The organism is Bacillus sp. CFBP9009 (genome assembly GCF_036541465.1).
Taxonomy (GTDB): Bacteria; Bacillota; Bacilli; order Bacillales; family DSM-1321; genus Peribacillus.
Genome location: NZ_JAZHFU010000013.1, coordinates 52,638 through 75,076, shown reverse-complemented (window position 1 = coordinate 75,076; position 22,439 = coordinate 52,638). Strand labels below are relative to the sequence as shown.

Here is a 22,439-nt window from a genome sequence, read left to right as displayed (position 1 = left end):
TCAATTAAGCCTTGGCTTTTTCGTATGTTTCCAGCTATTATGTCATAAAAATCTAACTTAACTTTTAACCCACTCAGGAGTCAAAAGAATAGAAGTGTATACCTGAAGATGTACATATATGGTAAGTTAGATGTCTCAACTATGTTGAAAAACAAGAAGTTGGTCCTTGTTTATTACTTGTTAGAAGAATTAGATATAAAGGAATCTAAATACTTTCTTATAGCTTCAGGGTTGCCGGAAATATTTGCTTCCCGTTCTTGATCCCTTTTTAATCTATCCATAGCGATACGTAAAATCTCTTTTTCTGACTGCTGTGGTATAACTACGACGCCATCTGCATCTCCTACGATAATATCTCTTGGATGCACAGCAGCACCACCGCAAGAAATTGGTACATTGATTTCTCCCACACCAGCTTTTCCACTTGCTGCAACGGTTGTTCCTATACAAAAAACAGGGAAATCTAAATCTTTAATACCTACACAATCTCGGATAGTTCCATCAACTACCAATGCACCTACGCCAAGTGTTTGTGCCATACCCACAACAAAATCTCCGGCAATTCCACGATATTCATTTCCTTTAGAATCTACCACTATAACATCTCCCGGTTTTGCTGCTCTAATTGCTTTTAAAACTGAGAGATTATCACCTACGGGGATTTTTACAGGTAAGGCCCTTCCTGCAAACTTATATTTCTCTTTCAAAGGTTTGATAGCAGGGTGAAAATTGTTAAGCCCTTCCATAGCATCAGAAATACAAGTAGTTGGTATATCTTTAAATTGGTTAACGATAGTATCCATTAGTGTTTCCTCCTATATTTAAATTTTTATCATTGTAACTATAATAGAGAAATAGTCATTAATTTTTTCATGAAATTTAGTAGGTGAAGAAAATTTATACAACCTCAACAGGAAGATTGTTCTTCCAAAAGACATGAGACATGGCTTTTTTTGCATCTTCCTCATCTTTTCCATGAATTTCAAGTTGAAATGTTTTAGAGCTAATTACAGTATAGGTTAAACCAAGGATACTTTTAGCATCTATAGTTTTATCGTCAGTTTTAATGACAATGCTTGCTTGAAATTTGTTTGCTGTTTCATTAATTTCTACCACTACTTTAGCTAAGGATTTGTTTAGTCCCATGTTTCACACTCCACCCTCTGAATTTTTTTATTGTCTCTACACCAATCATTAAACCTTTAGTTTTCATTCATATGATTGAATTGTAATATACTAACAATAGTATATAACGCATAAGAGACATTATAAAAATAGTAAAATGAAATGACTTCCCATTAAAAATTTCTATAACTTGTTGCACTATACAATCTATCCAGATACAAATTCATTAAGAATCTCATTTATAAAATGATTGAATAGAATCTGCATTTTGTCCTGCATTTAAAGTGAATTTCAACATTTTTTCTTCCAAGGTATAACAAGACGAATCTATTTTCTTTTTAACAATCGATCTAAATATTTGGTGTTTTTTCCATCATGAACTGATTTCCTAATAAGGAAATCTTTTGTGGGCGTAAATACTGTCTCGTTTAAGCTATAGAAAAATTTGATGATGTTTTATGGAAAAATAATATTTTATTAATTTCATGAATTATTATAAATTATATGTAGAGATCAAAGATTTTCCAGGTTGGTTCAATTAGTCTCGGAAGCGTCAGTTTGTTTCTCCATATTTGGAAGTAGAGTGGATTAATATGACTAACTACCAACTTGGTGTATTATTTGGTTCGTTCGTTGGCAATTTTTGTTGCAGACCACATAGTAACAACATTTGAATGATTCGTGCCGGTAAGCATAATAAATTAGGAAACTTATGAAACAGCTTTAATAAGGTTCTTGTAGATTGTGTTTGTAAAAGTGATTTAAAAGATAATGTAACCAATTGAATTTAATTAGATTATCAATCTTAAAAACTAAGTGAATTAGGGTATTTGGATGGCATTAAAACTATAGGGGGTTCTTATGTGGGTGAAAAGCAGCAACTTATTAATACAGGGCATTATCTCATTTCAAATCATCTAGCATGGGGAACATCGGGTAATATAAGTGCCCGTATTAATTCTAATCGAATGATTATTACTGCTTCCGGAACATATATGGCTAATCTTGGTCAGAACGATTTTGTCGATTGCCAGATTGATACGGGACAGATCGAGGGAACACGAGAAGCTTCTAAAGAAACACCGATGCATTTAGGTATTTACCGGCAGCGTAATGATGCACAAGCAATTCTGCATTCTTCTCCATTTTACACAACTTTGTTTTCATGTAGTAATGAGCCGATTCTCTCTGAGTTATTTGTAGAAACAATGTACTATCTAGAAGATATCGCCTATGTAGATTATTATCATCCTGGCTCACAGGAATTAGCTGAAGCAATAACAGAACAAGCACGGAATGCGAATATTATTATTATGCGAAATCACGGAGTTGTTGTATTCGACGATTCGGTATCAGAAGCCCAAATGAGATTAGAAACATTAGAAATGGCTTGTCGAATGATATTAAAAGCTAAAGAGTCTGGAGTTCAGCTTAAAATGATTCCAGAAAAAACTGTCCAAAGTTTTCTAGAAGATTCTTTTTACAAAACAAGAAAAAAATAATTGAAAGCCGTGTATAATACGAACAGCAGATAATGATATGGATATCGAATAGGAATTATACATGCAACTTGAATGTTACGGAACCAATGAATTATGCTTTCGTTAGTTTGCTTTTGAAACGGATTTTTAGATGATGGGTTGATAAAGTATCTTACAAGTTCTGATATAAGCAGTAAGTTGATAATATCCACACTGTCACAGAAGGACAAGGGAAGATAGAAAAGAGGAATAGAAATGAGAGAATTTATAGGAGTTGTAGCTGATGATACAACAGGTGCAAATGACATAGGACTTATGTTTAGTAAGGGGGAATTTACAGCTAAAGTTCAGACGTTTGATGAAGAGATGAATGTAGTAGTCGATTCTGATGTCATTATTATTGATACAGATAGTCGACTAGATCCACTTGATTTAAGTTACCAAAAAGTATACAAAGCTACTAAAAAACTGCAAGAAATAGGATGTTCTTTATTCTTTAACAAAACATGTTCGGTTTTTCGTGGGAATATTGGAAAAGAATTCGACGCTATGCTAGATGCACTTGGTGAAGAATTTGCTGTTATCAGTTTGGCTTTTCCGAAAAATGGTAGACAAACAGTCGGAGGAGTCCATACTGTGCATGGTAACCTTCTAGAACAATCAGAGTTTGCAAATGACCCTGTACATCCTATGCGTGAATCAAACACTGTTTCGATTTTACAAAAACAAACATCCAGGAAGGTAACATATATAGAATTGAATATAGTAAGACAAGGCGCAACAGCTTTACGAGAAGCAATTGAAGAAGTACGGAAGAATTTCAATTATTGTATTATCGATAGTGAAACACAATCAGATTTAACCATAGTGGCTGAGGCAATTCATGATTATAAAGTTTTATGCGGGAGTTCTGCTATTGCAGAAGAGTTACCAAAGTTTTTATATCGAACTCCAGTAGAAAGTCCAGTAAAGAACTTAGACATCAATGACAAACACGGAGTACTTGTGATTTCCGGTAGTTTAACTCCCCAGACAAGAGCACAGACTGCACATCTTATTTCTACCGGAGTTCCATGCATGGTCCTTGACTCCAGAAAAGTCTTTTCATCGGTTGAATGTGATGAAGAAAATAGAAGGCTGGTCATCGAAGCTCAAAATCTACTAAAACAAGGAAAAGATGTTTTGGTCATGGCTGATAATAGACCGGAAATTGTTTTACAAACTAAGGTGATAGGTCAGGAAAAGAAAATTGATCCTCTATTAATAAGTAAAATGGTCTCAGCAGCACTAGCTGATATTACAGAGCGGATAGTAGATGAAACTGGTTTAAAGAGATTAGTAGTAGCAGGCGGTGATACATCAGGTACAGTTACTCGTCAATTGGGTATAAAAGGGAATTATGTATTAGAAGAAATTGAAACGGGATTACCTTCTGGATTGGCGTTAGGTCGCCATATGTTAATTGTCTTAAAATCAGGCAGCTTTGGTAAAACAGAATTTCTTTCTCATGCTATTAATCATTTGAAAACTATCCGATGAGCTGGAAACCATCGATTGATAAAACTAAAAAGCCAATTTATCAAGCACTCGCAGGGCAATTGGAACAAGATATTTTAAACGGAGTTTTATTACCTGGAACAAAACTTCCTCCACAGCGAGAATTGGCTGATTATTTGGATTTAAATTTGAGTACCATTTCAAAAGCGTTTAAAGTGTGTGAGTTAAAGGGCTTGTTAAGTGCAACTGTTGGAAGTGGCACATTTGTATCGTATGATGCGTTATAAGCCGAAGCATTTAATTGAAATGGGAGCAACACTACCAGATAATGCTTCTTACGAGCCACTACTACTTCAACTGAAAAGTATGCTGCAAGAGACAGATTATGAAAAATGGTTTGGTTATGGTCGAGCAGGCGAAAGCCTTTGGCAAAAGCATTATCGGATGCTTAAAGTAAAACCAGTAATTTACCTTTAGAGGGAAATACGTCATCGATACACAGGAGAGGAATTTTTGCAGGAGCATCAGTAATGGTTCTAACTCAATTTGTGATGACGGCAATAATGACGATGACACCCATACATATGGGACACCATGGACATGGTTTGAATGAAGTGGGGCTTGTCATTGGATTTCACATAGGTGCAATGTTTTTTCCTTCATTAGTGACTGGTTATCTTGTTGATAAAATTGGCCGTTCTGCTATGGCCATTGCTTCTGCCGTTACGCTACTGGCTTTAGGCATTCTAGCTGCCGTGGGACCTGCTGACTCGATGGTAGTCCTCATTACAGCACTTGCTTTACTTGGACTTAGCTGGAACTTTGGTTTAATTAGCGGCACGGCAATCCTAGTGGATGCAACTCCACCGTCTACTAGGGCTAAAACTCAGGGTTCTGTAGATGTTTGGATTGCTTTGTCAGGAGCATTGGGAGGAGGCTTATCAGGAATCGTTGTAGCCCACTCTAGTTATGCAACCCTTTCAATTGCTGGCGCTGTGCTTTCATTACTACTTATTCCAATTGTTATTTATGCCACTAGAAAAGAACGTAAGGTCGAAAAAATATAAATAACTGAAAATTCTATATGTTAATAAAATACGTTTAAAAAAATTTCTAAACGTTACATAAAAAGGGGGATTCTTCTGTCGTACTATATTGAAGAGTGGCCGAACCTTCTTCATTCAATACAGCATGGCATACATCCTTAAGAGCTTCTACAGGAAACAACTCTGGAGCTGGCAATCCTCCCGCAAAAGAGATGACTTCTGGTCTTTCTGTTACTTTTAGTATTTCTCTTGTTTCCGATATATACCTTTAAGGGAAGCAATTTGTCAAAGGATGAAAGTTACCGGATTCAACTCTACTATTGAAAATGTTCTTATCACATCAGGATCCCAGCAAGCAATCGACCTTACCGGAAGATTATTCATCAATGAGGGAGATACGATTATTTGTGAAAGCCCAACCTATCTTGCAGCAATTAACGCATTCAAGTCATATGATGCCAAATTTGTTGAAGTTGCTATGGATGATGACGGAATGGTCATGGAAGAGCTAGAGAAAAAGCTGCAAGAGCATCCTGACACAAAATTCATCTATACTATTCCAGATTTCCAAAACCCTACAGGTCGCACATTAAAACTCGAAAGACGAAAAAGAATGATTGAGCTTGCTAATCAATATGATGTACTGATTGTAGAGGATAATCCCTATGGAGCTGTAAGATTTGCTGGAGAGGCACTCCCGCCTGTGAAACATTTTGACACCGAGAGTAGAGTAATTTATATAAGTACCTTCTCTAAGATTTTTACTCCCGGTCTTCGCCTTGGATGGATTTGTGCAGACAAGCCTTTTATTGATAAGTATGTATCTTTTAAGCAAACAGCTGACTTGCACACTGACGGCTTTGCTCAAAGAATCACAGCAAAGTATATGGAACTTTACGATATCGAAGAGCACATTAATGAAATCAAAACTGTTTATAAAGAAAGATGCACAGCTATGTTATCTTGTATGGAAGAATTTTTCCCGAAAAATATAACCTATAGTAAGCCAGAAGGTGGATAATTTACTTGGATTGAGCTTCCTGAACCTGTTGATTCGAGGAAATATTCGCTGAATGCTTGAAAAATAATGTTGCTTTTGTTCCTGGTGCCCCTTTCTTTCCAAATGGCACAAAGAATAATACTTTACGTTTAAATTACTCTAATATGCCTAAAGATAAAATCTTTGAGGGCATGAAGCGTATAGGAGAAGTAGTACATCATGAATTAGAAAAAGAGAACACTCTTTTATTAAAATAATTTAAAAATAGTTTCTTTTTAAGATAGCTACCAGTAGGTGTTATTTAATACTTTAAACTATATTTGTTTAACTCAACCATACCGTACTATAAAATAAGGGATTTTGAAATTGAATTTATCCAAATAACGGAGATGCATTTTGTTACAAAGGGAAAGTTAATTTAGAAGAGACAATTTAAAAAGGGATGACTCTTTCACAAGAGCATTCATACTAAAGTATTTTTTTAAGGGACCAGCGGGTCCTTTTATTTTGTTCTTAATAAACTTATTGACAGCTTTGCTTGGGTAAATCCAAGGATTCACTCATCGGTTAAGTTTACGGCAACCATTAATTTTATTACTAAAAGAAGTTCGAGCAGATTATTCCCCTGTATCTTATCGTCCTATACAGCATAAGAAGTTCAAGTTCTATTATAAAAAAATCAGAATTATTAAGGAGAAAAGAAACATTCCTGGATTTAGCTTGTTAACGGTTTTATGAAATGGGGAAAAATTCCTCCAAAATGATTTTAGAGGGGGATTAAATCATTACAAACTTTTCCGGAACAGTTCTATAAAAACAAAGTCATATTAGGTTGCTTTTTCTTTATTTAATTCTGATCGTTCGCAAAAGTACACTTTTACGAACGGGGTTTTATAGAATAAGACGAAAAAATAAAAAAAGGAGTAAAGAAACGGTTGTTCGAATGATTGTAAGCTAAAAATAACCGATTTAAGCTAAAAGTAGTATAAACCATAAAGACCAATGTTATAATAGTAATAACAATTATAACTTTCTTTTGAAGGAGGAATGAATAATGGCCATTAGGAAATTAACTAAAGTCGGAAATAGCTTGGGTATTACGTTTCCAGTTGAAATGTTGAAAACTGCAAATTTAGCTTTTGGAGACGAATTAGAGGTTGAGTTCAAAGGTGAAGAAATCATTTTAAGGAAAAATAAAAATGTGAAATTACCTAAAGGTGTAGATGCGGAATTTATGGAAATGTTATCAGATGTTATTAAAGAACATGACGAAGCTTTCAAGGGTTTGGTGGATAGATAATATGACGTTTGATATTATCTATCTTTCCACTAATCAAATTATTGCTATCAATGCCATTCAAATAAAAGTTTATTCTCCTACTGAACAAATCGGGGTGAAAGATCCCGGCCTCCTTGATTCTGCAGTGAACAGACCCAGACAAACTGTTTTCGAGAATGATGCTTACCCATCTATTCATGAAAAGGCTGCAGCCTTATTCGAATCCATTTCTAAAAATCATGCGTTCCACAACGCAAACAAGAGGACAGCACTCGCTTCCCTTATTATGTTTTTGAAGATCAATCATTATCAATGGCTAATGGGGATAGAAGAAGAACAGGATTTTGTTGTAGATGTAGGTAACCATAAGTATGATTTTAAAGCTATCGCAAGAATCATCAAAGAGAACATAAAGGCCTTATAGAAGGGTTCGATATGGATTCATGGAGGATTTAAGCTAATTGGGTCTTTACGAAGGTCGGTTTATAACAATTTAAAAATATAGTTGAAGATATGCAGCAAATTCACGTTCAAAAATGATTATTCAAAATGAGGGGAGAACAAGTCACCAGATGTCTTGTTTTCCCCTTTTGATTATACTTCTGTATATACTACTTGCAAGGTATGAAAGGGATCTTTTATTAAATCTCGACTTTTTTATATCTTCAATCTTTCAACCATTTTCGTAACGGATCTTTAAAGGGCGTGCCATTCAATTGGAATCCAAAATCCAGCAAAAACTTCTCTGAAAATGACGACTTTCTTCCATTATATATACTCTCCAAACACATCTGATTTCCACAAATGAATCGCATGGCGTTCTTTTTCAAAAACCTTCTCCAAATAAATTTCTGTAGTGGAGAGCTGCTCATGGCCCAGACTCTTCATAATCTGATAGACATCAACTCCATTTAAGTGAGAAATGATGGCAAAAGCATGCCTAAATGTATGAGGACCAATGGAAGAAGAACGAAACTTCAAAAAAGGCAATCCACTCTCTTTAATGGCTTTTGTTATGTATTGAGACAAATAAGAGGGAGAGTATGCACGTCCGGTATTGGTCGTAAAGAGCGGGTCGTCTCCTTCTGCTGCATCTATATCTTCGATTCCTCTAGCTGAACGGAACATTCGAATACTATTCATTCCTTTTTCTTTCAATGGTATTTGCCTTCGTTTATTTCCTTTACCTAGGACCTCTAAAAAATACGTGCTGGTAATGGAATCATATTGAAGATCCTTGACTCGGAGTCTTGTAAACTCTTCATTACGCATGCCTGTCATCGTTAGGATATGAATAATCGAAAAAACGATGGGGTGGTTGATTTCCCTGAAGTAATCAAGTAGCTGAATGACTTCCTTTGGTCCCAAATCACGGTTCGGCCGATCATCTTTACGAATGCTTATCTTATAGAAACCTTCATGAATGGGTTCCGTGATATAGCCTGCTTCGAACAGGAATTTCAAAAAATTCTTAATGATCGTTGTCTTTCTGGATAATGTGGCAACGGAATAAGCTCCTTTTGTTAAGACATAGGGGCTTTTTTCTGATAACCATTCCTGATATCTTCGTATGTGCCGGGTAGATAGAGATTTAAAGAGTGAACCGTCCACAACTTTTTCCAAGTCTACATTGATTTCCACCGAATAAGTGAGTAATTGTTCAATAAATTGAAGAAGTTCTCGCTCATAGGCTTGTACGGTGCGGGTGGACTTTTCATGTTGCTGTTTTAAATGCTCTCGTCGTTGAAGAAACCACTGTAGCATGTCTAGATCGCTAAAATCTGAAAACGGTTTTTGCCCATTCTTTTCTGTCGTATCTAAACGTTCCTGTAACGTATGAATCGAAATGTCTGAAAGACTCTTTTTCCATGCACGGCTCTGAAGCTCTTTCGTTTTTCCCATCAGTTCATGCATACCTGTATCCCTCACTTTTATAATCCATCTATAAATAAGAAAAAGTATATAATAATCATTTTAATTATTTGTGGTTATACATTACATTATAGCAAACTACAAGTATTTATTAATTATGGAAGACCTAAATAAATCCTCCATTTATTTAGGTTTACTATAATTAGTATATAATTAGATTCATAAATTATAATAATATTGTTTGATTCAAATATTAGTTTTATAATGTTTATATAAAAGTAATTTGTAATTATACTTATTTAAATCAATATTATATATTATGATAGATATAGGAAATGAATAGTTAATCTTGAGGTAGATAGACATATAACAATAAAAGATAAAAGGTGAAGAGACAAATAATGAATAAACTAAACCATGAAAAAAACACGCAGACTGCATCTTATGAAATGGGGGAAACGGTTTTTGTTCTCCTAACATGTACGGAAGAAGATGACCCAGAGAGTTTTTACTACTTTAAACAATTTGAGAAAAAAGAAGGCGTGATTTTGGAAGTGATTGAACACCCACGTCTCCAATATCGTGTGAAATTTGGCCAGGCAGAAGCAGTCTTGTATCATGAGGAATTGACGAATGGGAAACAACGGGATGTTCCAAAAACCGGAACGGATAATCAAGAAGGATGGGAGGGGGATAAAGTGGAATGGTATACACAAAAAGAAGTAGCTGATTTATTAGGAGTATCCAAGGCAACGGTCTACCATTATGGAAAGCAGAAGAAAATCATTAAAATTCTGGACCCACATCGATTACATAAAGAGGCCCGTTATGAAAAAGCGGAAGTGGATCGATTAGTATCTGAAAAGAAATCTTTACCTACTGGTATGAGTCCCAATGAGGTTGCAAAGAAATTGGGATTATCTGTTCAAAGTATTTATAAGTATATCCAAGATGGATCAATAAAAGCTGAGGCTGTCCCTTATGGTGATGAGAGGACGATCTATGTCATATCAGAAACAGCATATGAGGAAGCCGCCGGATTACTGAAACCATCTGAATCTCAACGCCCAAAACGATTTGAGTATTATTATCCTAGTCACGATATTGTCTTATTTCAGAAATTTCATTCAAGAAAGGTTCCTGAAGCACGTGTTATACGGAACAAGGACCATGAATGGTTTTTTTTCTTAGCCAATATTCAAAAATGGTTGCCATTTGAAGAAGGGATAAGGGAGTATCAGTTAAAGCCGGTCTATCCCATTCATCAATCCACTTTGGAGTATAAAGGCTATGTACAGCTAGAAATTCCGAAGGATGCTGTTGTCTTTTATCCATTCCTGGACTATTTATATGAAACGTGGGGAATGGAAAACATACGATTGAGGGAACAGGATCACACGATCCTACTCTTCATCCGTGCAGGGGAAAGACCATTAACGACAAAGAGTTTCATTGCAGAGGATATCCTGCCATTTTTAATAAAAGGAGACATCTACAATGAAGAGGGTCACCTGATTTTTCGAAGTTCCTATCGAAAAACTAGTTTGGAATTACCCATTGATCTATTAGAAAGCATGACAGAGTTAGCTGAACAAGAAGGAATCAGTATGAGTAAGTGGGTCGAGCAAAAATTATCATCACTACTAAAGTGATTTTGATTGAAGAAAGGAGTTATTGGCTTCATTCAAATAACTATATATTATAGGAGCTTAGGTATGTTGTAAGTAAAACTAATCCTAGGAAGAAGATTTAAGAGATATACAATGGGATATCTCTTAAAATAGTGTGTTTCTAAAAGCTTCTACATTAAATCGAATGAACCATTATCCATAAAACAAAAGTTAATTCCGTTGTAGAGCGAATCTCAGTATCAAAAATAAGACATATAAAGGTAATCTTTACTTTATGAAGGATTTTTGAAAAATAGTGGATTTGAGTTCAGGCATTATCGTAGGGGTAACTTTTCTGACTAAAGGATTGCTTAATATAGCAATACTTTACCGGGGGAAATTAAAGTGGGCTCCGGACGCCTACTGGAATTTTCAAAGAGTAAAATAACGATTTTATCGAATAGAATGATATACTGCATTAATAGGTATTATACCTCCACAATATGTTAAATATCTCATTACGTGTAAAGGTAGCAAAAAACAGTTCAATTGACATGATTATTACGTGGAAAGTGTTAGGCATAAAAACTTTTCTTGCTTATTTTCTCTGTTTACATGGGAATTTGATAATGGTATCTTTAAAGCGGAAAAGACTTAAATAGAAGCCAATATCAAGCCTTAAAACAGTGTTTTCGCTTAAGTGGATTTGCTAAATAAAATTTGGTAGGAACTACATTTCTCAAAATATATCAAAACGGATATTAAAGTCATAGATATGCCTTTACTAAACTATCCAACACAAAGATACATTTAGACATGTTTGTAAGTGATTTAGTATTGAAAGTATTGAAAGTGTTGATTATGTAAGCGAGTGTGAACGTGAAAACACCTTGCAACGACAAGCTGAAGGAATTTCAGTAGCGAAAGTACATGGGAACATCTAGATGGACCTCGATTAAATCTAAGTCCCATATCTGTACAGAACTTTAAAGAAAACAAATTACACGAGTTGTATTTATGGAGATGCTAGAATTTAAGAAGTACTTCTTTTATAAAATGGGAGTGTGAGAAGGCATTGTATGCACTCGGTAGAGTACGTGGAAAAAGAAGCCTCTCTAATTAGAAAAGCTCCTCTCAGAATTACTATTTATTATTGCCAATCACGGGCATTACCGTCATTGTCTCTATCTAAATCATGAGGGTCACTTTGTGGACCCCTCCAGCAGCTATATAAAATTCTTGTGCCTCAAAACCTTCACTAGGGAGATCAGAACAGTCTTTATCGGCACCAGTCGGGTCATACATTAATTTATTGGAGGTTTCCTCTTCTTCTTCAGCAGCAATTCTGGCTTCCCAAAAGGCTGGACAAAAGAACTAAACCTAATTAGTTGGAACGGACGTGAACCGAAGTACGACATCCGTGATTGGGCTCCAAATAATGAGAAAATGGTAAGGGTGTTACTTTAAGCAAAGAAGAGTTGGACAAGCTGAAGGAAGTATTACAATCACTCTAACAACCTACAAAATATTCAAACTCTACAAAATAATATGCTACTATTGAACTGGAAGGGATTACTCTTTCAGTTATTTTTTTGCTCTGGATCAAATTGTTTATTTCCACCTCTTGAGGTCCTCCAAACTCCAAAGATATAGTAGTAAGGAGTAACCTAAAAGAAAAATAATAAAATATCATTTTATACACTTATTTGCCCTCGAACTATTAAATAGATATAAGGTTTGGTGTATTTTAATGTATCCACTCATGGTAAGATAAGTGGGTATCATTACCAAACGATAAGGGGGAAATGAAAATTATGAGTAAACATATGATTGTTACATATAGTGCAGAAAAGGCAAATGAAGGGCATGTAGATCCCAATTTTACTCAATTAGTTTATGGGAATAGTAATAAGAATGGAAATAGTATTAGGAACAATTTAGATAAAGGCTCATTCATCTTTTTCAATGCTCGAATAGACAATAAAAGATACATTACTGCCTATTTTTACGTTGAAAAAATATTAATTAAGGGTGAAAACAACCAAGAAATTGAATCTTTAAATTGCAGTGCTAAAGAAGATGAAGTAATTATAATCGGAAGTAGACTACATTCAAAAGTTTTAACTATCCCATTAGTATTAGATAGAAGTTTAATGGAAAAAATCAAATCTTATAACGCTGATAGTAATTACTTCGAAACTAAGAAAATAGCAGGTATTAGTGCTTGCAGCAATAAAGGACAAGACGTTAAATCCAACGAAAATTACTGAAGAAGAAAAGGAAATGCTAGTAAAGTTATGTAGAAATAGAGGCTAAACAGCTTATCTTACTTATAAAAAATATTACTAATAAATTTACACTTTCATACACCTTTATATAAGAATATCGAGGTAATTTTTTATGTACAAAAAGCAGCCCGTTTCTTGATGGTTCTGACGATCCAAATGTTATAAATAGTATAAGATTATTAGTAAATTCACTCGAACAACAACAACGGAAAAATGCCCAGTTTGCTCAAATGTGTAGACAAGTAATTAAGGATAAGTTTCTGACCTTGATTCCAAGCTTAAAACGATATTACATTTAATTTATTGTGTAAAATCCAGTAATTATAACTGTAGACGTAATACCATGTTTAAAAATAATGCTCTACAGCTAATTTTTGTTCTAAAGTAAATATGGCCAAAAAAAAATGCATCAAATGCTATAATTATGTCATATAAGACAGAAAGAGCGACGTAGGGGTGAAGTGATGAAAGAGTTTTTAAAATCAACTTTAAAAGTAATCGCATTGGGCATTTTGAATTATGGGGTGGAGAGTGATAAGTTTACTATTAAATGTCCAAAATGCGAACGTCATGTAGTATTAGAAGATGGATTTCTTAATAGTTATGAGGATATAGAGGTTACTGTTGACGAAAACTATATTGATAATGCTGACGAAAAATACATTATATCAATTAAATGCAGATGTGGAAGTAAAATATCTTCAGATTTTTAATGAACAGTTCAAAAATATAAAGTGTAATAGACCAACAAAGTGGTCTATTTTTATTTTGGTCAAATATCAACATGCTACTTTAAAAGAGCCATTTTTTTAAAACAGTTAGGCGATATTTTTATAACAACTAATTAGTTAAAAGAAAGCCCAAAAAAGAGCGAATAAATTAAACGCTCTTACATTGTGAATTTTGTTTTTTAAAATCTAATGCTATTCAATCTGTGACTATTTATAGTAATTAAGTAAATCATCCTTAGACAAACTAATTTCACACTTGTTAAGTCTTTCAATTCTTTCATCATATAATTTTTCAATTAAAGGCTCAATTACACTATATTCACCATGATGAAGTTTTTTATGGTAGCTAGGACATAGTGAAACAATATTAGCCTCTACATCAATACTTCGTTCAAATTCACCTTGAAATTCCATTGGAATTAAATGATGTGCCTCTACATAGTTTTCTTTGGTTATTTTAGAAATAAAATCCTCATGCCCATGGTCAATTTCACAAAGATAGTTTGCTAAAACAATTGCTTTCTTTGAAGGTTTAGTATCTCTTTTATATGTTATTGATGCACTTCCAAATGTTTCGAATGGTCTTTCTTTAGGCTGATCATCAATAGAAATACCTTCATCAACATCTTCTAATTCAACTTGATATTGAAAGTTAATTTCTGGATAGTTAAGCATTTCAATAAGAAAGTTTTCAATTTCTTCATCTATATTAACTAAGAAAATAGAGCTTGAAAAGTATTTTATTACCAGTACTTTCTAAAGTAATGTTATCCAAATACTTTTTATCAACTTTAAAAAAAGTAGTTACATCTACAAATAGAATTTGTATATCAACAGGAGTACCCACTTCAGAGGCATAGTAGCTTGGTATAAAATTAGTTAAATGACTACCAACAGGGATTTCTCCTCTATCATATACATTCATCATCTTACCAACGTACAATTCTCTATTACCATTATTGTTCATTAAAAAGAATGAAAATGTATTAATTCTATTATCAATTTGCTAAAATTCTTCTCTTTCCTTCCTACTTTAGGATAAACTTGTTTTTCAGTTATGCTAAATTGATTAGCTTTGGAAAAATCGAACCACATATTATTGTTATGTAAATATTTCGCAATATTTAGACTAATATGTTTTTTACTTTCTGTAAACATATAGTTGATTACAGTATTCTTGGTTAGTCCTAATCTTTGACAATGTCTTAAGAACTCCTCAAGTGACTCTTCCATGGTTACATCTTTTGTAGATGGACTGATCAAAGCCATCTGATCGAGTGATAATTTACCTTTTCTTTTACTAGTCATACTACATTATTCACCTTCCATTATTTTCAACTTTTCAATAATGGATGATAGATGTTTCGTAGCAGCGATAAACCCTTGCCATTACTCAGTTTGTCTCGTTCTGGGTCTTTCGTTAATCTTCCAACTATTACAACATTATTTATCATTATTATAGTACTAACACAAATATCTTTAGTATGTTTAAGGAAGTTAGGTTACATGATTTTTTCTTAAAATTAAAACACGAAATGATTGCAGCAGAATTTTTTACAGCAATCAAAAATAAGATCCCTAGAATAAAATTAGTTTCAGCAAAAAAATGGGAGACCTCAAAGGCGGAGGAAGTATTTGTTGGTTCTGGATTTACTAATGGAAGCTGTCTATTGAACTACAACTCTATGAAGAACTTAAAAAATCAAAAATAAGGGAGAAAATTGATCGATATGCTAAATAAAAAGCGAGTATGTTTTACCTTCGATGAGGAAACGATCAGAACTCTCGAAGAGCTTAGAATTATTGATGGCTACAAGGTCAGTAAAAGCGAGTTCATATCTAAGCTGATTAATAATAAGAAGGAAGAGGAGAAATAATGGCATACACTGAAATTAATGCACCACGAACTAGATTACAAGTAGTAACAATGGGAGGTCGAAACTATCAATTAAATGCTTTGGATTGTATCGAAGGTGGACAACCAATAACAAGATTTCTAGGAACAGCTGAATTGTATAACATGACTAAGTATGAACAGTTGGAACTGATTGAAAAGGGAATTGTCTATTGTATCCATGGAGGCACCTATATGCCAAAGCAAGTATATGCAATTAAGTAGAGTCTAGTCCATTGGGATTAGGCTCTTTTTTTGTATCTATATTATGGGTAATACTATCTTAAAATTATTTCTTTATCGAGGTCAGTCTTGATGATATATTTTAATAGTATGCAAGGTAAGGCACTATTTAAACGTTATTTAATCTAATGTGTCGCTAGAGAAAAACTATAAAGTAGTTTAAATCATAGGGAGTGTTCTCATGGAGAAGAAATTTAAACTAGGGATGATTATAGCCCTTTATCTTTCAAAATATGATCAGAAAGCTGTGGATAGGTTAGGATATAAGTCAAGAAGGGAAGCATTTCGTGAAGTTGGTAAAAAATTAGATGTAAACCATTTCACTATAAAACATATGAGAGATCAATTCGATACTATATATTCACATAGAGCTGGATACCATCAAGTTTCATTACCACCTTCAAGAGCAGAGGTTGCAGAAAAATACTCTGAACTAAGTGAATTAGCATTTTATGAAATAGTGAAGGATATCCTAAGTGAAAGTAATGACAAAGATGATATTGAGTCATATGTAAATGTACTAGATTTATCTGAGGAAAAAGATGAAATAAATAAAAAGAGAAAAAATAGAGGAACGATAGAATATACATCTAGAGGAATAACTGGGGTAAGAGCAGAGGAGTTTTTTAAAGAGCAATTTTATAAAGGAAAACTAAGTGAATTTTCTAATGGAGAATTAGTTGATACTAGACAAGATGGTTCAGGATATGATTTTAAACTAATTGGAGAACCAGAAGTTTATTTTGAAATAAAAGGGTTAACTGCACAAAAAGGAGGCGTATTGTTTACTGATAAAGAATGGGCTGTGGCAAAGGAGAAGCAAGACCAATATATTTTAGTATTCATTACTAACCTAAACCAAGAACCCCAAATAGAACTAATTAAAAATCCATATCAAAAATTAAAACCTCAAAAAAATATCTCTACAACTATTACAGTCAATTGGTCAGTAGATGCTACACAATTTAAACAGGAATAATAATAATAGAAGTTAAAAAGCGAGAGTTGCCTAAAGATGCTTTTTATGTAATTTTAATCTGATCTATTTGATAGTTTGAAAGAAGAGTTACTATAGGATTATGTCCAAAAGGAAATCAAATAAGGTTAATTGGGGCGACTTCTACTATATAGTGGAGTCCCCTTTTTGTTATAAGGGTATTACTCTACAGAAGTTCTAAAGGTAAGGTGCAATCATATGTACATTCTCCAAAATACATTTTTTCATAATAATCTTCTTTTTATTACCAAAATATAGTAAATTTACTATGCAATCAAACTATAATCTTTTATATATTTTATTAATATTCTGTAGAGGGGGCTTCTTTGTGAGATGTGTATTTTGTAAAGAATTCAAAGAAAAGTTAACTGCGGAGCATGTTTTTCCTGATGCAATAGGTGGTACTTTGGTTCTATATAATGTTTGCAAAGAATGTAATGATTTGTTAGGTCATAGTGTAGATCATCATCTTGTTGATAATTGGTTAATACAAGCGGAACGAATGATACTAAAAATTCCTGGAAAGTCTGGGAACCTACCTAATCCTTTGGAAAAAGGTGTTTTATTAAATAATCCAAATCAAAAAGTGAGATATCACATGAACAAAAATGGTGAACCAGAATCTCTTTATTTGGTACCTCTTATCGATAAGGAAAAAACGAGTGATAATTCTGAAATGATAACATTATCTATTGATAAAAAAGATAAAGATAAATTACCAGCTATCCTTAATAAGATGTTAAGGAGAAAAGGTAAGCCTGAACTAACTATAGAACAAATTGAGCAGCAAATGGTTGAGGGGGTTATTACAAATCCATCAATACAAATTAGTTCAAAAATAGATATTTTACAATATAAAAGATCTTTACTGAAAATTGTATATGAATTAGCGAATTATTGGTTAGGTGAGGAGTATTTAAATGATTCAGTTGGCGAGATAATTAGACAATGTATTTTAGATAATAATTTACCAGAGGATTTTTCATTAAAATATCCAATAAAAGGTACTATTGATTTGATAGATGGTCAACCCATGTTCGATTTATGGAATAAAGAGCCAAAGAATCATATTGCATTTATGAATGTAGATGGAAATCAGATAGTTTGCTATCTTAGAATTTTTAGTGTTTTTGAAGGTGTCATTGAAATAAGCAATAATGCAGAAAAATATGCATTTTTTGAGGGGAGATTTATTTCGAACGATCCAGTGACGGGGGCATTAAGAGAATCTAGTTATATTGACGAGATTATTAGATTAAATCAAGTAGAATAATAAAAGAAATTTCAAATAAGAAAACTAAAAAACAGGTTTAAACAGACAATATGTTTAGTATTCATAAAACTAGCAATTAGTCGTGCTAAACTATCGCTGGTAGTTTAATAAGGAAAAGCAAAGATCAAAATTTTTATGGTCTTTGAGACAGTTTGGGGGGATTTGTTTGATGATAAGCAAAGAATTACTTGCAAAACATAATGTAATAAAAAATATGTTCGATTATCAGGCCTATGAAACGAAAGATATTTATTCAAATTTTGAAAGTTCATTTGTAAGTTTATTTGATAGTTATGCAGAACTCTATAACATAAAAGATTACTGTTTCTACATCGCAAATAACGATACATGCAATGCATTTGCTTATAAGGAAAAAGGCTATAATATTATTGGCATAACAAATGGTTATGCAATTCTTCTTAGTAAAAAGCTAGACAAAAAATACTTTAAAAACTTTGTGCTCGCTGGAATTAATATGGATAAACCTTTACAAGAAGCATACATTGATTTGTATGAAGATAAAGAGTTTGATATGGGGAAATTTATGATAGATTGTTCTATACAATTTACTTTTAGCCATGAATTCCAGCATATTTTGCAACATAACAGTTCAAAATTTAGGAAAAATGATTTTCTTTTGCAAGAAAACTTTGTTAAAGATAATTTTGATATGAGAAAACAGGCATGGGAATTTGATGCTGATAGAATGGCCAGTTATGAAGTTCTAAAGTATGTGTTTAGTGTACATCGTAATTTAAAAGTAAAATCTGATGAGAAGTTAAAGTGTCTATTGTATCTTGGATGTTCAAGTATAATTATTACTAGAACCCTATTCTATTTTGGAGTAATGAATCAAGTTGAATCACCCTTTTCAGTTGATAAAAAGGAGTTTTATAAAAAGAAATATTCTCACCCTCATCATCTAGTAAGGTGTATGTATATAATGGAGTATTATTTGGATAATATTACTGATGATTTTCCGAGTCTAGAAGTAAGTCATCAAGAATTATTAATAAATACTATGTCCGTTGCAAAGTTATACTTCGATTCACTTATGCCATCACATAATATTATAAGCGATTTGTTTGAGGATTTGAAAAAACATATTGATACTATAAATAAGTACAATCAAGAGTTATATGATTTCGCAGTTCAAGATGAAGCAATAAGAAATCTGTTGTTGTTCCGGAATATGAAATTTGAAGATATTCAGTCTTTTTAAGTTGATGATAAGAGCAAGTTACATCATTAAAAGATGTTAAATATTTAACAATGATGGGTATTATATGTAAATCCCCCTATAAGAACTATTGAGATGTTAATATAATTACAAGTGACCTGATGGTATTTTCAATGATCCAAATAAAGATATTCCAAGTTTTTTGAAAACTGGATAAAGAAACAAGTTAATTGTTATTCAAATAACGCATGCTTTAATTTAATAAGAGTTCTTAAAGGTTGTCTAATTTGACAGCCTCTTTTTTTAGTTCATATTTTTTAGCAGACTTTGAAAATACTTCCATGTTACAATATAATCTCAATAATGGTAGGTAGATATTATGTAAATATGCTTAAACCCTTGAGGCTCTAAGAGAGTACTAATAAGCGTAGATGGTAATAATGATAAATATCTTCTCGTAAATCCCCACTAACCCTTTCTGAAAGCTTTTGGAGAGAGGTAGCACACATAATATAGTCTCTAATCACATTAGCATGATAAACATTCTTTACTTCTCATTATAAATTTTCATATTTATTTCAACTTTCAACTATTATTTTTATTTCTTCAATTATTTGTTTATTCATCAGTAAACTTTTAAGAAAAAAGAACATAAATGCCTAAAATCTACAATATATTTTTTTTTGTATATTTATCAATTTTTTAACAAAAAAAGTATAGTGTTATCTTTATAGGGTAATATTAAACTAGATACCCTTTTTAATTATATGGAGGAGATTAAACTAATGGATAATGATCAAAAATCAACTATTGATATTTTAGAATATCTAAAAATGTTTGATAATTACAGACAAAATTTTGAAAAAGATATGACTCATCCTAACATAATTCTCTGCGGTAAAACTGGGGTGGGTAAGAGTACGTTAATCAATTCTATATTTCGTGAACGATTAGCTGAAACTTCAACTGGAGAGCCTGTAACAATGGGACTAACAAAATACAAAAAAGAAGGAGTTCCAATTACACTCTTTGATACTAGAGGATTAGAGTTAGATAACGAAACACGAGATAAAGTTAAACAAGAAATTACAGATGAAATTGTACAAAGAAGTAAGTCAACAGATGTTTCAGAGCATATGCACATTATGTGGTATTGTATCTCAAACGAATCTGATAGACTTGAGCCAGTTGAAGAAGAATGGATTCGACAGTTTTCTTCAAAAATGAAAGTAATACTGGTCCTCACAAAAACCTACAGTCAGAATGAGAACTTTTTATCATATCTTAATCATGAAAATTTTCCAGTGGTTTATATAACCCAGGTTTTAGCTGAACCAAAGATATTAATGGGTGGATTTAATATACCTGAACATGGGTTAATAGAATTAACACAAAAAACATATGAACATTTACCTGATGCTGTTAAGTATGCTTTTACAAATGCCCAAGCTGTTGATGCAGAAACAAAGGAAAAAGAAGCTAAAAAGTGGTTGTATCTTCATCTAACTACCTCGGGGGCTGCTGGATTAATCCCATTAGGAGGGGATTTAGTAGCAGTTTGGGCGGCACAAGTTTGGATGATTAGTCATATTAGTTCAATATTTGGTCTACCAAAAGATAAAAAATTCTCTAAAGAACTAATTAAAGCAATAACAGGAGGAACACTTGGAGCTTCTGGACCAAAAGGATTAATGAAAGTTAGTGAAAAAATAGCTGGAAAATTAGGAAAAGAAGGCTTTAAGCAATTACTTAAAAATAGCAATCTAATAATAAAAGCTGTATCAGCTGGTTCATCTGTTGTTGCAACTTTAATAATTGGTAATACATTTATAAACGCATGTAAAAAGATTGTAAGTGAGAATTTAGTCGAACAACTCTCAAAAGAAGAAATTCAAGAACTTCTTCAAAAAGCTTATGAAGAAGAATACAAACGACGTAGTGACAAAGGATTTGATGACGAACTACAATATTGATTGTATTCTTTACAAAGCAAATCACCGTATTAGAAGTATTTCGAGGTGATTTCTTGTGTTGACAACGAAATAGCAACTAATTCAACACTTATCAGATAAAATGACAACTAAGATATTGCGAATATATACACAACTTTTCAGAAAAACATACACATATTATTAGGTTTCAACTCAATTCTAACGAAGGTACAATTTTATTGTAATGAGCATGGATTCAATGATGAAGTTGTATATGTAAGAAGTGGCGTTTGGTATTGTGTAGAATGTATTCTTATAAAGGAAAATAAGACAAGCTTCAATAACGGGTATAGCTAAATTGGCTTTGCCTATTCAAAGAAGAAGAAAAGAAAATGAATGAATTTAAAAAGAAATTGAATAAGGTGGTAGATAAAATAAGTGAAACCTATCCAATTAACCAAGAAGACCACGATTAATTTCATGGTCTTTTTATGTTAACAATTATTTTAGGTAGTTTACGATGCATCTGATAAAGGGTCTTTGGGAGTATTTTTTTCTTAAAGTATTTAGGCTTAAGTAAGTAGTAAGGAATTTTTTCAAGTTCTCTTATAGGTTTATTCCCTCTTTGCTGATTTACAATATAATCTACAGACATTATTTCATCCCTAAAAGGACCATGCAAATGCTGAATAAGTCCAATCTTTAGTCGGCTGAAATACCCTACATAAAGAACCTCATCATTCTGACCTCGTAGAACATAAACGGATTCAAGGTTTTCCGATAACTCCTTATAGGTACGAAATGAATACCAATATAAATTTACCATATCAGGAATTGTAAATTTAGCACTCCCAACTTAAAATAATTAATTTGGATTCACCCCTTTAGCTTGCTTCTATTTTAGTTTTGCTTGATGTACTCTGCTAAATAAACAAAAATAAAATATTAAGTAATAAAGTTACGTAGAGGCCAACCGCTTATAAATTGCTTTG

General features: G+C 32.8%; 23 protein-coding genes and 4 pseudogenes. 19 read left to right on the top strand and 8 right to left on the bottom strand.

What is annotated here, in order from left to right:
* Positions 1–173: 173 nt before the first annotated feature.
* Positions 174–803, bottom strand: coding sequence for an RraA family protein (locus V3595_RS22345; RefSeq protein ID WP_485909671.1), 630 nt, complete (start codon positions 801–803; stop codon positions 174–176).
* Between the two features lie 94 nt (positions 804–897).
* Entirely contained in the window at positions 898–1,146 is a 249-nt protein-coding gene (locus V3595_RS22340) for an HPr family phosphocarrier protein (protein WP_485909670.1), read from the bottom strand.
* A gap of 842 nt (positions 1,147–1,988) precedes the next feature.
* Here V3595_RS22340 and V3595_RS22335 point away from each other — a divergent pair.
* The 4 genes and pseudogenes from V3595_RS22335 to V3595_RS22320 all read left to right on the top strand — a co-directional run.
* The gene (locus V3595_RS22335; protein ID WP_485909668.1) at positions 1,989–2,627 is read left to right on the top strand and encodes a class II aldolase/adducin family protein; all 639 of its coding nucleotides are present in this window, start codon (positions 1,989–1,991) and stop codon (positions 2,625–2,627) included.
* A gap of 234 nt (positions 2,628–2,861) precedes the next feature.
* Positions 2,862–4,145 carry a four-carbon acid sugar kinase family protein gene (locus V3595_RS22330; protein WP_485909666.1) on the top strand — a complete coding sequence of 428 codons (1,284 nt, stop codon included), beginning with the start codon at positions 2,862–2,864 and terminating at the stop codon, positions 4,143–4,145.
* Positions 4,142–4,538: pseudogene (locus V3595_RS22325) on the top strand (GntR family transcriptional regulator); the annotation flags it as partial. The gene V3595_RS22330 and the pseudogene V3595_RS22325, both read left to right, overlap by 4 nt.
* 65 nt (positions 4,539–4,603) lie before the next feature.
* Positions 4,604–5,170 (top strand): annotated as a pseudogene (locus V3595_RS22320) (MFS transporter); the annotation flags it as partial.
* A gap of 73 nt (positions 5,171–5,243) precedes the next feature.
* On the opposite strand, the pseudogene V3595_RS22315 reads toward V3595_RS22320, so the two are convergent.
* Positions 5,244–5,411 (bottom strand): annotated as a pseudogene (locus V3595_RS22315) (aminotransferase); the annotation flags it as partial.
* Positions 5,412–5,441: 30 nt separating this feature from the next.
* Here V3595_RS22315 and V3595_RS22310 point away from each other — a divergent pair.
* The 4 genes from V3595_RS22310 to V3595_RS22295 all read left to right on the top strand — a co-directional run bounded on the left by V3595_RS22310 (position 5,442) and on the right by V3595_RS22295 (position 7,852).
* Positions 5,442–6,170 (top strand): aminotransferase-like domain-containing protein, encoded by a 729-nt coding sequence (locus tag V3595_RS22310; RefSeq protein ID WP_485909664.1) that lies wholly within the window; start codon positions 5,442–5,444, stop codon positions 6,168–6,170.
* 56 nt (positions 6,171–6,226) lie between these two features.
* The gene (locus V3595_RS22305; protein ID WP_485909662.1) at positions 6,227–6,406 is read left to right on the top strand and encodes a hypothetical protein; all 180 of its coding nucleotides are present in this window, start codon (positions 6,227–6,229) and stop codon (positions 6,404–6,406) included.
* Positions 6,407–7,203: 797 nt separating this feature from the next.
* A complete protein-coding gene (locus V3595_RS22300) occupies positions 7,204–7,449 on the top strand; it encodes an AbrB/MazE/SpoVT family DNA-binding domain-containing protein (protein WP_048689328.1) in 246 nt (81 codons plus the stop codon).
* Between the two features lies 1 nt (position 7,450).
* Positions 7,451–7,852, top strand: a complete 402-nt coding sequence (locus tag V3595_RS22295; protein WP_485909660.1) for a type II toxin-antitoxin system death-on-curing family toxin — start codon at positions 7,451–7,453, stop codon at positions 7,850–7,852.
* Between the two features lie 344 nt (positions 7,853–8,196).
* On the opposite strand, the gene V3595_RS22290 is transcribed toward V3595_RS22295, so the two are convergent.
* A complete protein-coding gene (locus tag V3595_RS22290) occupies positions 8,197–9,342 on the bottom strand; it encodes a tyrosine-type recombinase/integrase (RefSeq protein ID WP_485909658.1) in 1,146 nt (381 codons plus the stop codon).
* A 359-nt stretch (positions 9,343–9,701) separates the two neighbouring features.
* On the opposite strand from V3595_RS22290, the gene V3595_RS22285 reads away from it, so the two are divergent.
* From V3595_RS22285 to V3595_RS22270, 4 genes and pseudogenes are all read left to right on the top strand, one after another.
* Entirely contained in the window at positions 9,702–10,952 is a 1,251-nt protein-coding gene (locus V3595_RS22285) for a helix-turn-helix domain-containing protein (protein WP_485909656.1), read from the top strand.
* A gap of 1,269 nt (positions 10,953–12,221) precedes the next feature.
* Positions 12,222–12,424 (top strand): annotated as a pseudogene (locus V3595_RS22280) (YdbC family protein).
* A 300-nt stretch (positions 12,425–12,724) separates the two neighbouring features.
* Positions 12,725–13,180, top strand: a complete 456-nt coding sequence (locus tag V3595_RS22275; RefSeq protein WP_485909654.1) for a hypothetical protein — start codon at positions 12,725–12,727, stop codon at positions 13,178–13,180.
* A gap of 482 nt (positions 13,181–13,662) precedes the next feature.
* Entirely contained in the window at positions 13,663–13,911 is a 249-nt protein-coding gene (locus V3595_RS22270) for a hypothetical protein (RefSeq protein ID WP_485909652.1), read from the top strand.
* Between the two features lie 225 nt (positions 13,912–14,136).
* On the opposite strand, the gene V3595_RS22265 is transcribed toward V3595_RS22270, so the two are convergent.
* The 3 genes from V3595_RS22265 to V3595_RS22255 are packed head-to-tail and all read right to left on the bottom strand — an operon-like array spanning position 14,137 to position 15,237.
* On the bottom strand, positions 14,137–14,604 hold the full coding sequence (locus V3595_RS22265; protein WP_485909650.1) for an HNH endonuclease: 468 nt from the start codon (positions 14,602–14,604) through the stop codon (positions 14,137–14,139).
* A gap of 34 nt (positions 14,605–14,638) precedes the next feature.
* Positions 14,639–14,896, bottom strand: coding sequence for a hypothetical protein (locus V3595_RS22260; protein ID WP_485909648.1), 258 nt, complete (start codon positions 14,894–14,896; stop codon positions 14,639–14,641).
* On the bottom strand, positions 14,896–15,237 hold the full coding sequence (locus tag V3595_RS22255) for a hypothetical protein (RefSeq protein ID WP_485909646.1): 342 nt from the start codon (positions 15,235–15,237) through the stop codon (positions 14,896–14,898). Before V3595_RS22255 ends, V3595_RS22260 begins: the two co-directional genes overlap by 1 nt.
* A gap of 227 nt (positions 15,238–15,464) precedes the next feature.
* Between V3595_RS22255 and V3595_RS22250 the strand changes: the two genes are divergently transcribed.
* From V3595_RS22250 to V3595_RS22220, 7 genes are all read left to right on the top strand, one after another.
* Positions 15,465–15,641, top strand: a complete 177-nt coding sequence (locus V3595_RS22250) for a hypothetical protein (RefSeq protein WP_485909645.1) — start codon at positions 15,465–15,467, stop codon at positions 15,639–15,641.
* 18 nt (positions 15,642–15,659) lie between these two features.
* Positions 15,660–15,806 (top strand): hypothetical protein, encoded by a 147-nt coding sequence (locus V3595_RS22245; RefSeq protein ID WP_485909643.1) that lies wholly within the window; start codon positions 15,660–15,662, stop codon positions 15,804–15,806.
* Complete coding sequence (locus tag V3595_RS22240) at positions 15,806–16,048, top strand: hypothetical protein (RefSeq protein WP_485909641.1); 243 nt, start codon at positions 15,806–15,808, stop codon at positions 16,046–16,048. The genes V3595_RS22245 and V3595_RS22240 overlap by 1 nt, the downstream gene beginning before the upstream one ends.
* Positions 16,049–16,247: 199 nt before the next feature.
* Positions 16,248–17,045, top strand: coding sequence for a protein NO VEIN domain-containing protein (locus tag V3595_RS22235; protein WP_485909639.1), 798 nt, complete (start codon positions 16,248–16,250; stop codon positions 17,043–17,045).
* A gap of 346 nt (positions 17,046–17,391) precedes the next feature.
* Positions 17,392–18,336: an HNH endonuclease gene (locus V3595_RS22230; protein ID WP_485909637.1), complete on the top strand. Its 945-nt coding sequence runs from the start codon at positions 17,392–17,394 to the stop codon at positions 18,334–18,336.
* A gap of 169 nt (positions 18,337–18,505) precedes the next feature.
* Positions 18,506–19,558: a hypothetical protein gene (locus V3595_RS22225; RefSeq protein WP_485909635.1), complete on the top strand. Its 1,053-nt coding sequence runs from the start codon at positions 18,506–18,508 to the stop codon at positions 19,556–19,558.
* Positions 19,559–20,301: 743 nt separating this feature from the next.
* Positions 20,302–21,489: a GTPase gene (locus tag V3595_RS22220; protein WP_485909633.1), complete on the top strand. Its 1,188-nt coding sequence runs from the start codon at positions 20,302–20,304 to the stop codon at positions 21,487–21,489.
* 436 nt (positions 21,490–21,925) lie between these two features.
* Here V3595_RS22220 and V3595_RS22215 read toward each other — a convergent pair whose 3' ends face one another.
* Entirely contained in the window at positions 21,926–22,273 is a 348-nt protein-coding gene (locus tag V3595_RS22215; RefSeq protein ID WP_485909631.1) for a hypothetical protein, read from the bottom strand.
* Positions 22,274–22,439 lie beyond the last annotated feature (166 nt).

Excerpts from the sequence above, each read along its gene's own strand:
- V3595_RS22345 (WP_485909671.1), bottom strand. The coding sequence starts at position 803 with ATGGATACTATCGTTAACCAATTTAAAGATATACCAACTACTTGTATT.
- V3595_RS22340 (WP_485909670.1), bottom strand. The coding sequence starts at position 1,146 with ATGGGACTAAACAAATCCTTAGCTAAAGTAGTGGTAGAAATTAATGAA.
- V3595_RS22330 (WP_485909666.1), top strand. The coding sequence starts at position 2,862 with ATGAGAGAATTTATAGGAGTTGTAGCTGATGATACAACAGGTGCAAAT.
- V3595_RS22310 (WP_485909664.1), top strand. The coding sequence starts at position 5,442 with ATGAAAGTTACCGGATTCAACTCTACTATTGAAAATGTTCTTATCACA.
- V3595_RS22300 (WP_048689328.1), top strand. The coding sequence starts at position 7,204 with ATGGCCATTAGGAAATTAACTAAAGTCGGAAATAGCTTGGGTATTACG.
- V3595_RS22295 (WP_485909660.1), top strand. The coding sequence starts at position 7,451 with ATGACGTTTGATATTATCTATCTTTCCACTAATCAAATTATTGCTATC.
- V3595_RS22290 (WP_485909658.1), bottom strand. The coding sequence starts at position 9,342 with ATGCATGAACTGATGGGAAAAACGAAAGAGCTTCAGAGCCGTGCATGG.
- V3595_RS22285 (WP_485909656.1), top strand. The coding sequence starts at position 9,702 with ATGAATAAACTAAACCATGAAAAAAACACGCAGACTGCATCTTATGAA.
- V3595_RS22275 (WP_485909654.1), top strand. The coding sequence starts at position 12,725 with ATGAGTAAACATATGATTGTTACATATAGTGCAGAAAAGGCAAATGAA.
- V3595_RS22270 (WP_485909652.1), top strand. The coding sequence starts at position 13,663 with ATGAAAGAGTTTTTAAAATCAACTTTAAAAGTAATCGCATTGGGCATT.
- V3595_RS22265 (WP_485909650.1), bottom strand. The coding sequence starts at position 14,604 with ATGCTTAACTATCCAGAAATTAACTTTCAATATCAAGTTGAATTAGAA.
- V3595_RS22260 (WP_485909648.1), bottom strand. The coding sequence starts at position 14,896 with ATGAACAATAATGGTAATAGAGAATTGTACGTTGGTAAGATGATGAAT.
- V3595_RS22255 (WP_485909646.1), bottom strand. The coding sequence starts at position 15,237 with ATGACTAGTAAAAGAAAAGGTAAATTATCACTCGATCAGATGGCTTTG.
- V3595_RS22250 (WP_485909645.1), top strand. The coding sequence starts at position 15,465 with ATGATTGCAGCAGAATTTTTTACAGCAATCAAAAATAAGATCCCTAGA.
- V3595_RS22245 (WP_485909643.1), top strand. The coding sequence starts at position 15,660 with ATGCTAAATAAAAAGCGAGTATGTTTTACCTTCGATGAGGAAACGATC.
- V3595_RS22240 (WP_485909641.1), top strand. The coding sequence starts at position 15,806 with ATGGCATACACTGAAATTAATGCACCACGAACTAGATTACAAGTAGTA.
- V3595_RS22235 (WP_485909639.1), top strand. The coding sequence starts at position 16,248 with ATGGAGAAGAAATTTAAACTAGGGATGATTATAGCCCTTTATCTTTCA.
- V3595_RS22225 (WP_485909635.1), top strand. The coding sequence starts at position 18,506 with ATGATAAGCAAAGAATTACTTGCAAAACATAATGTAATAAAAAATATG.
- V3595_RS22220 (WP_485909633.1), top strand. The coding sequence starts at position 20,302 with ATGGATAATGATCAAAAATCAACTATTGATATTTTAGAATATCTAAAA.
- V3595_RS22215 (WP_485909631.1), bottom strand. The coding sequence starts at position 22,273 with ATGGTAAATTTATATTGGTATTCATTTCGTACCTATAAGGAGTTATCG.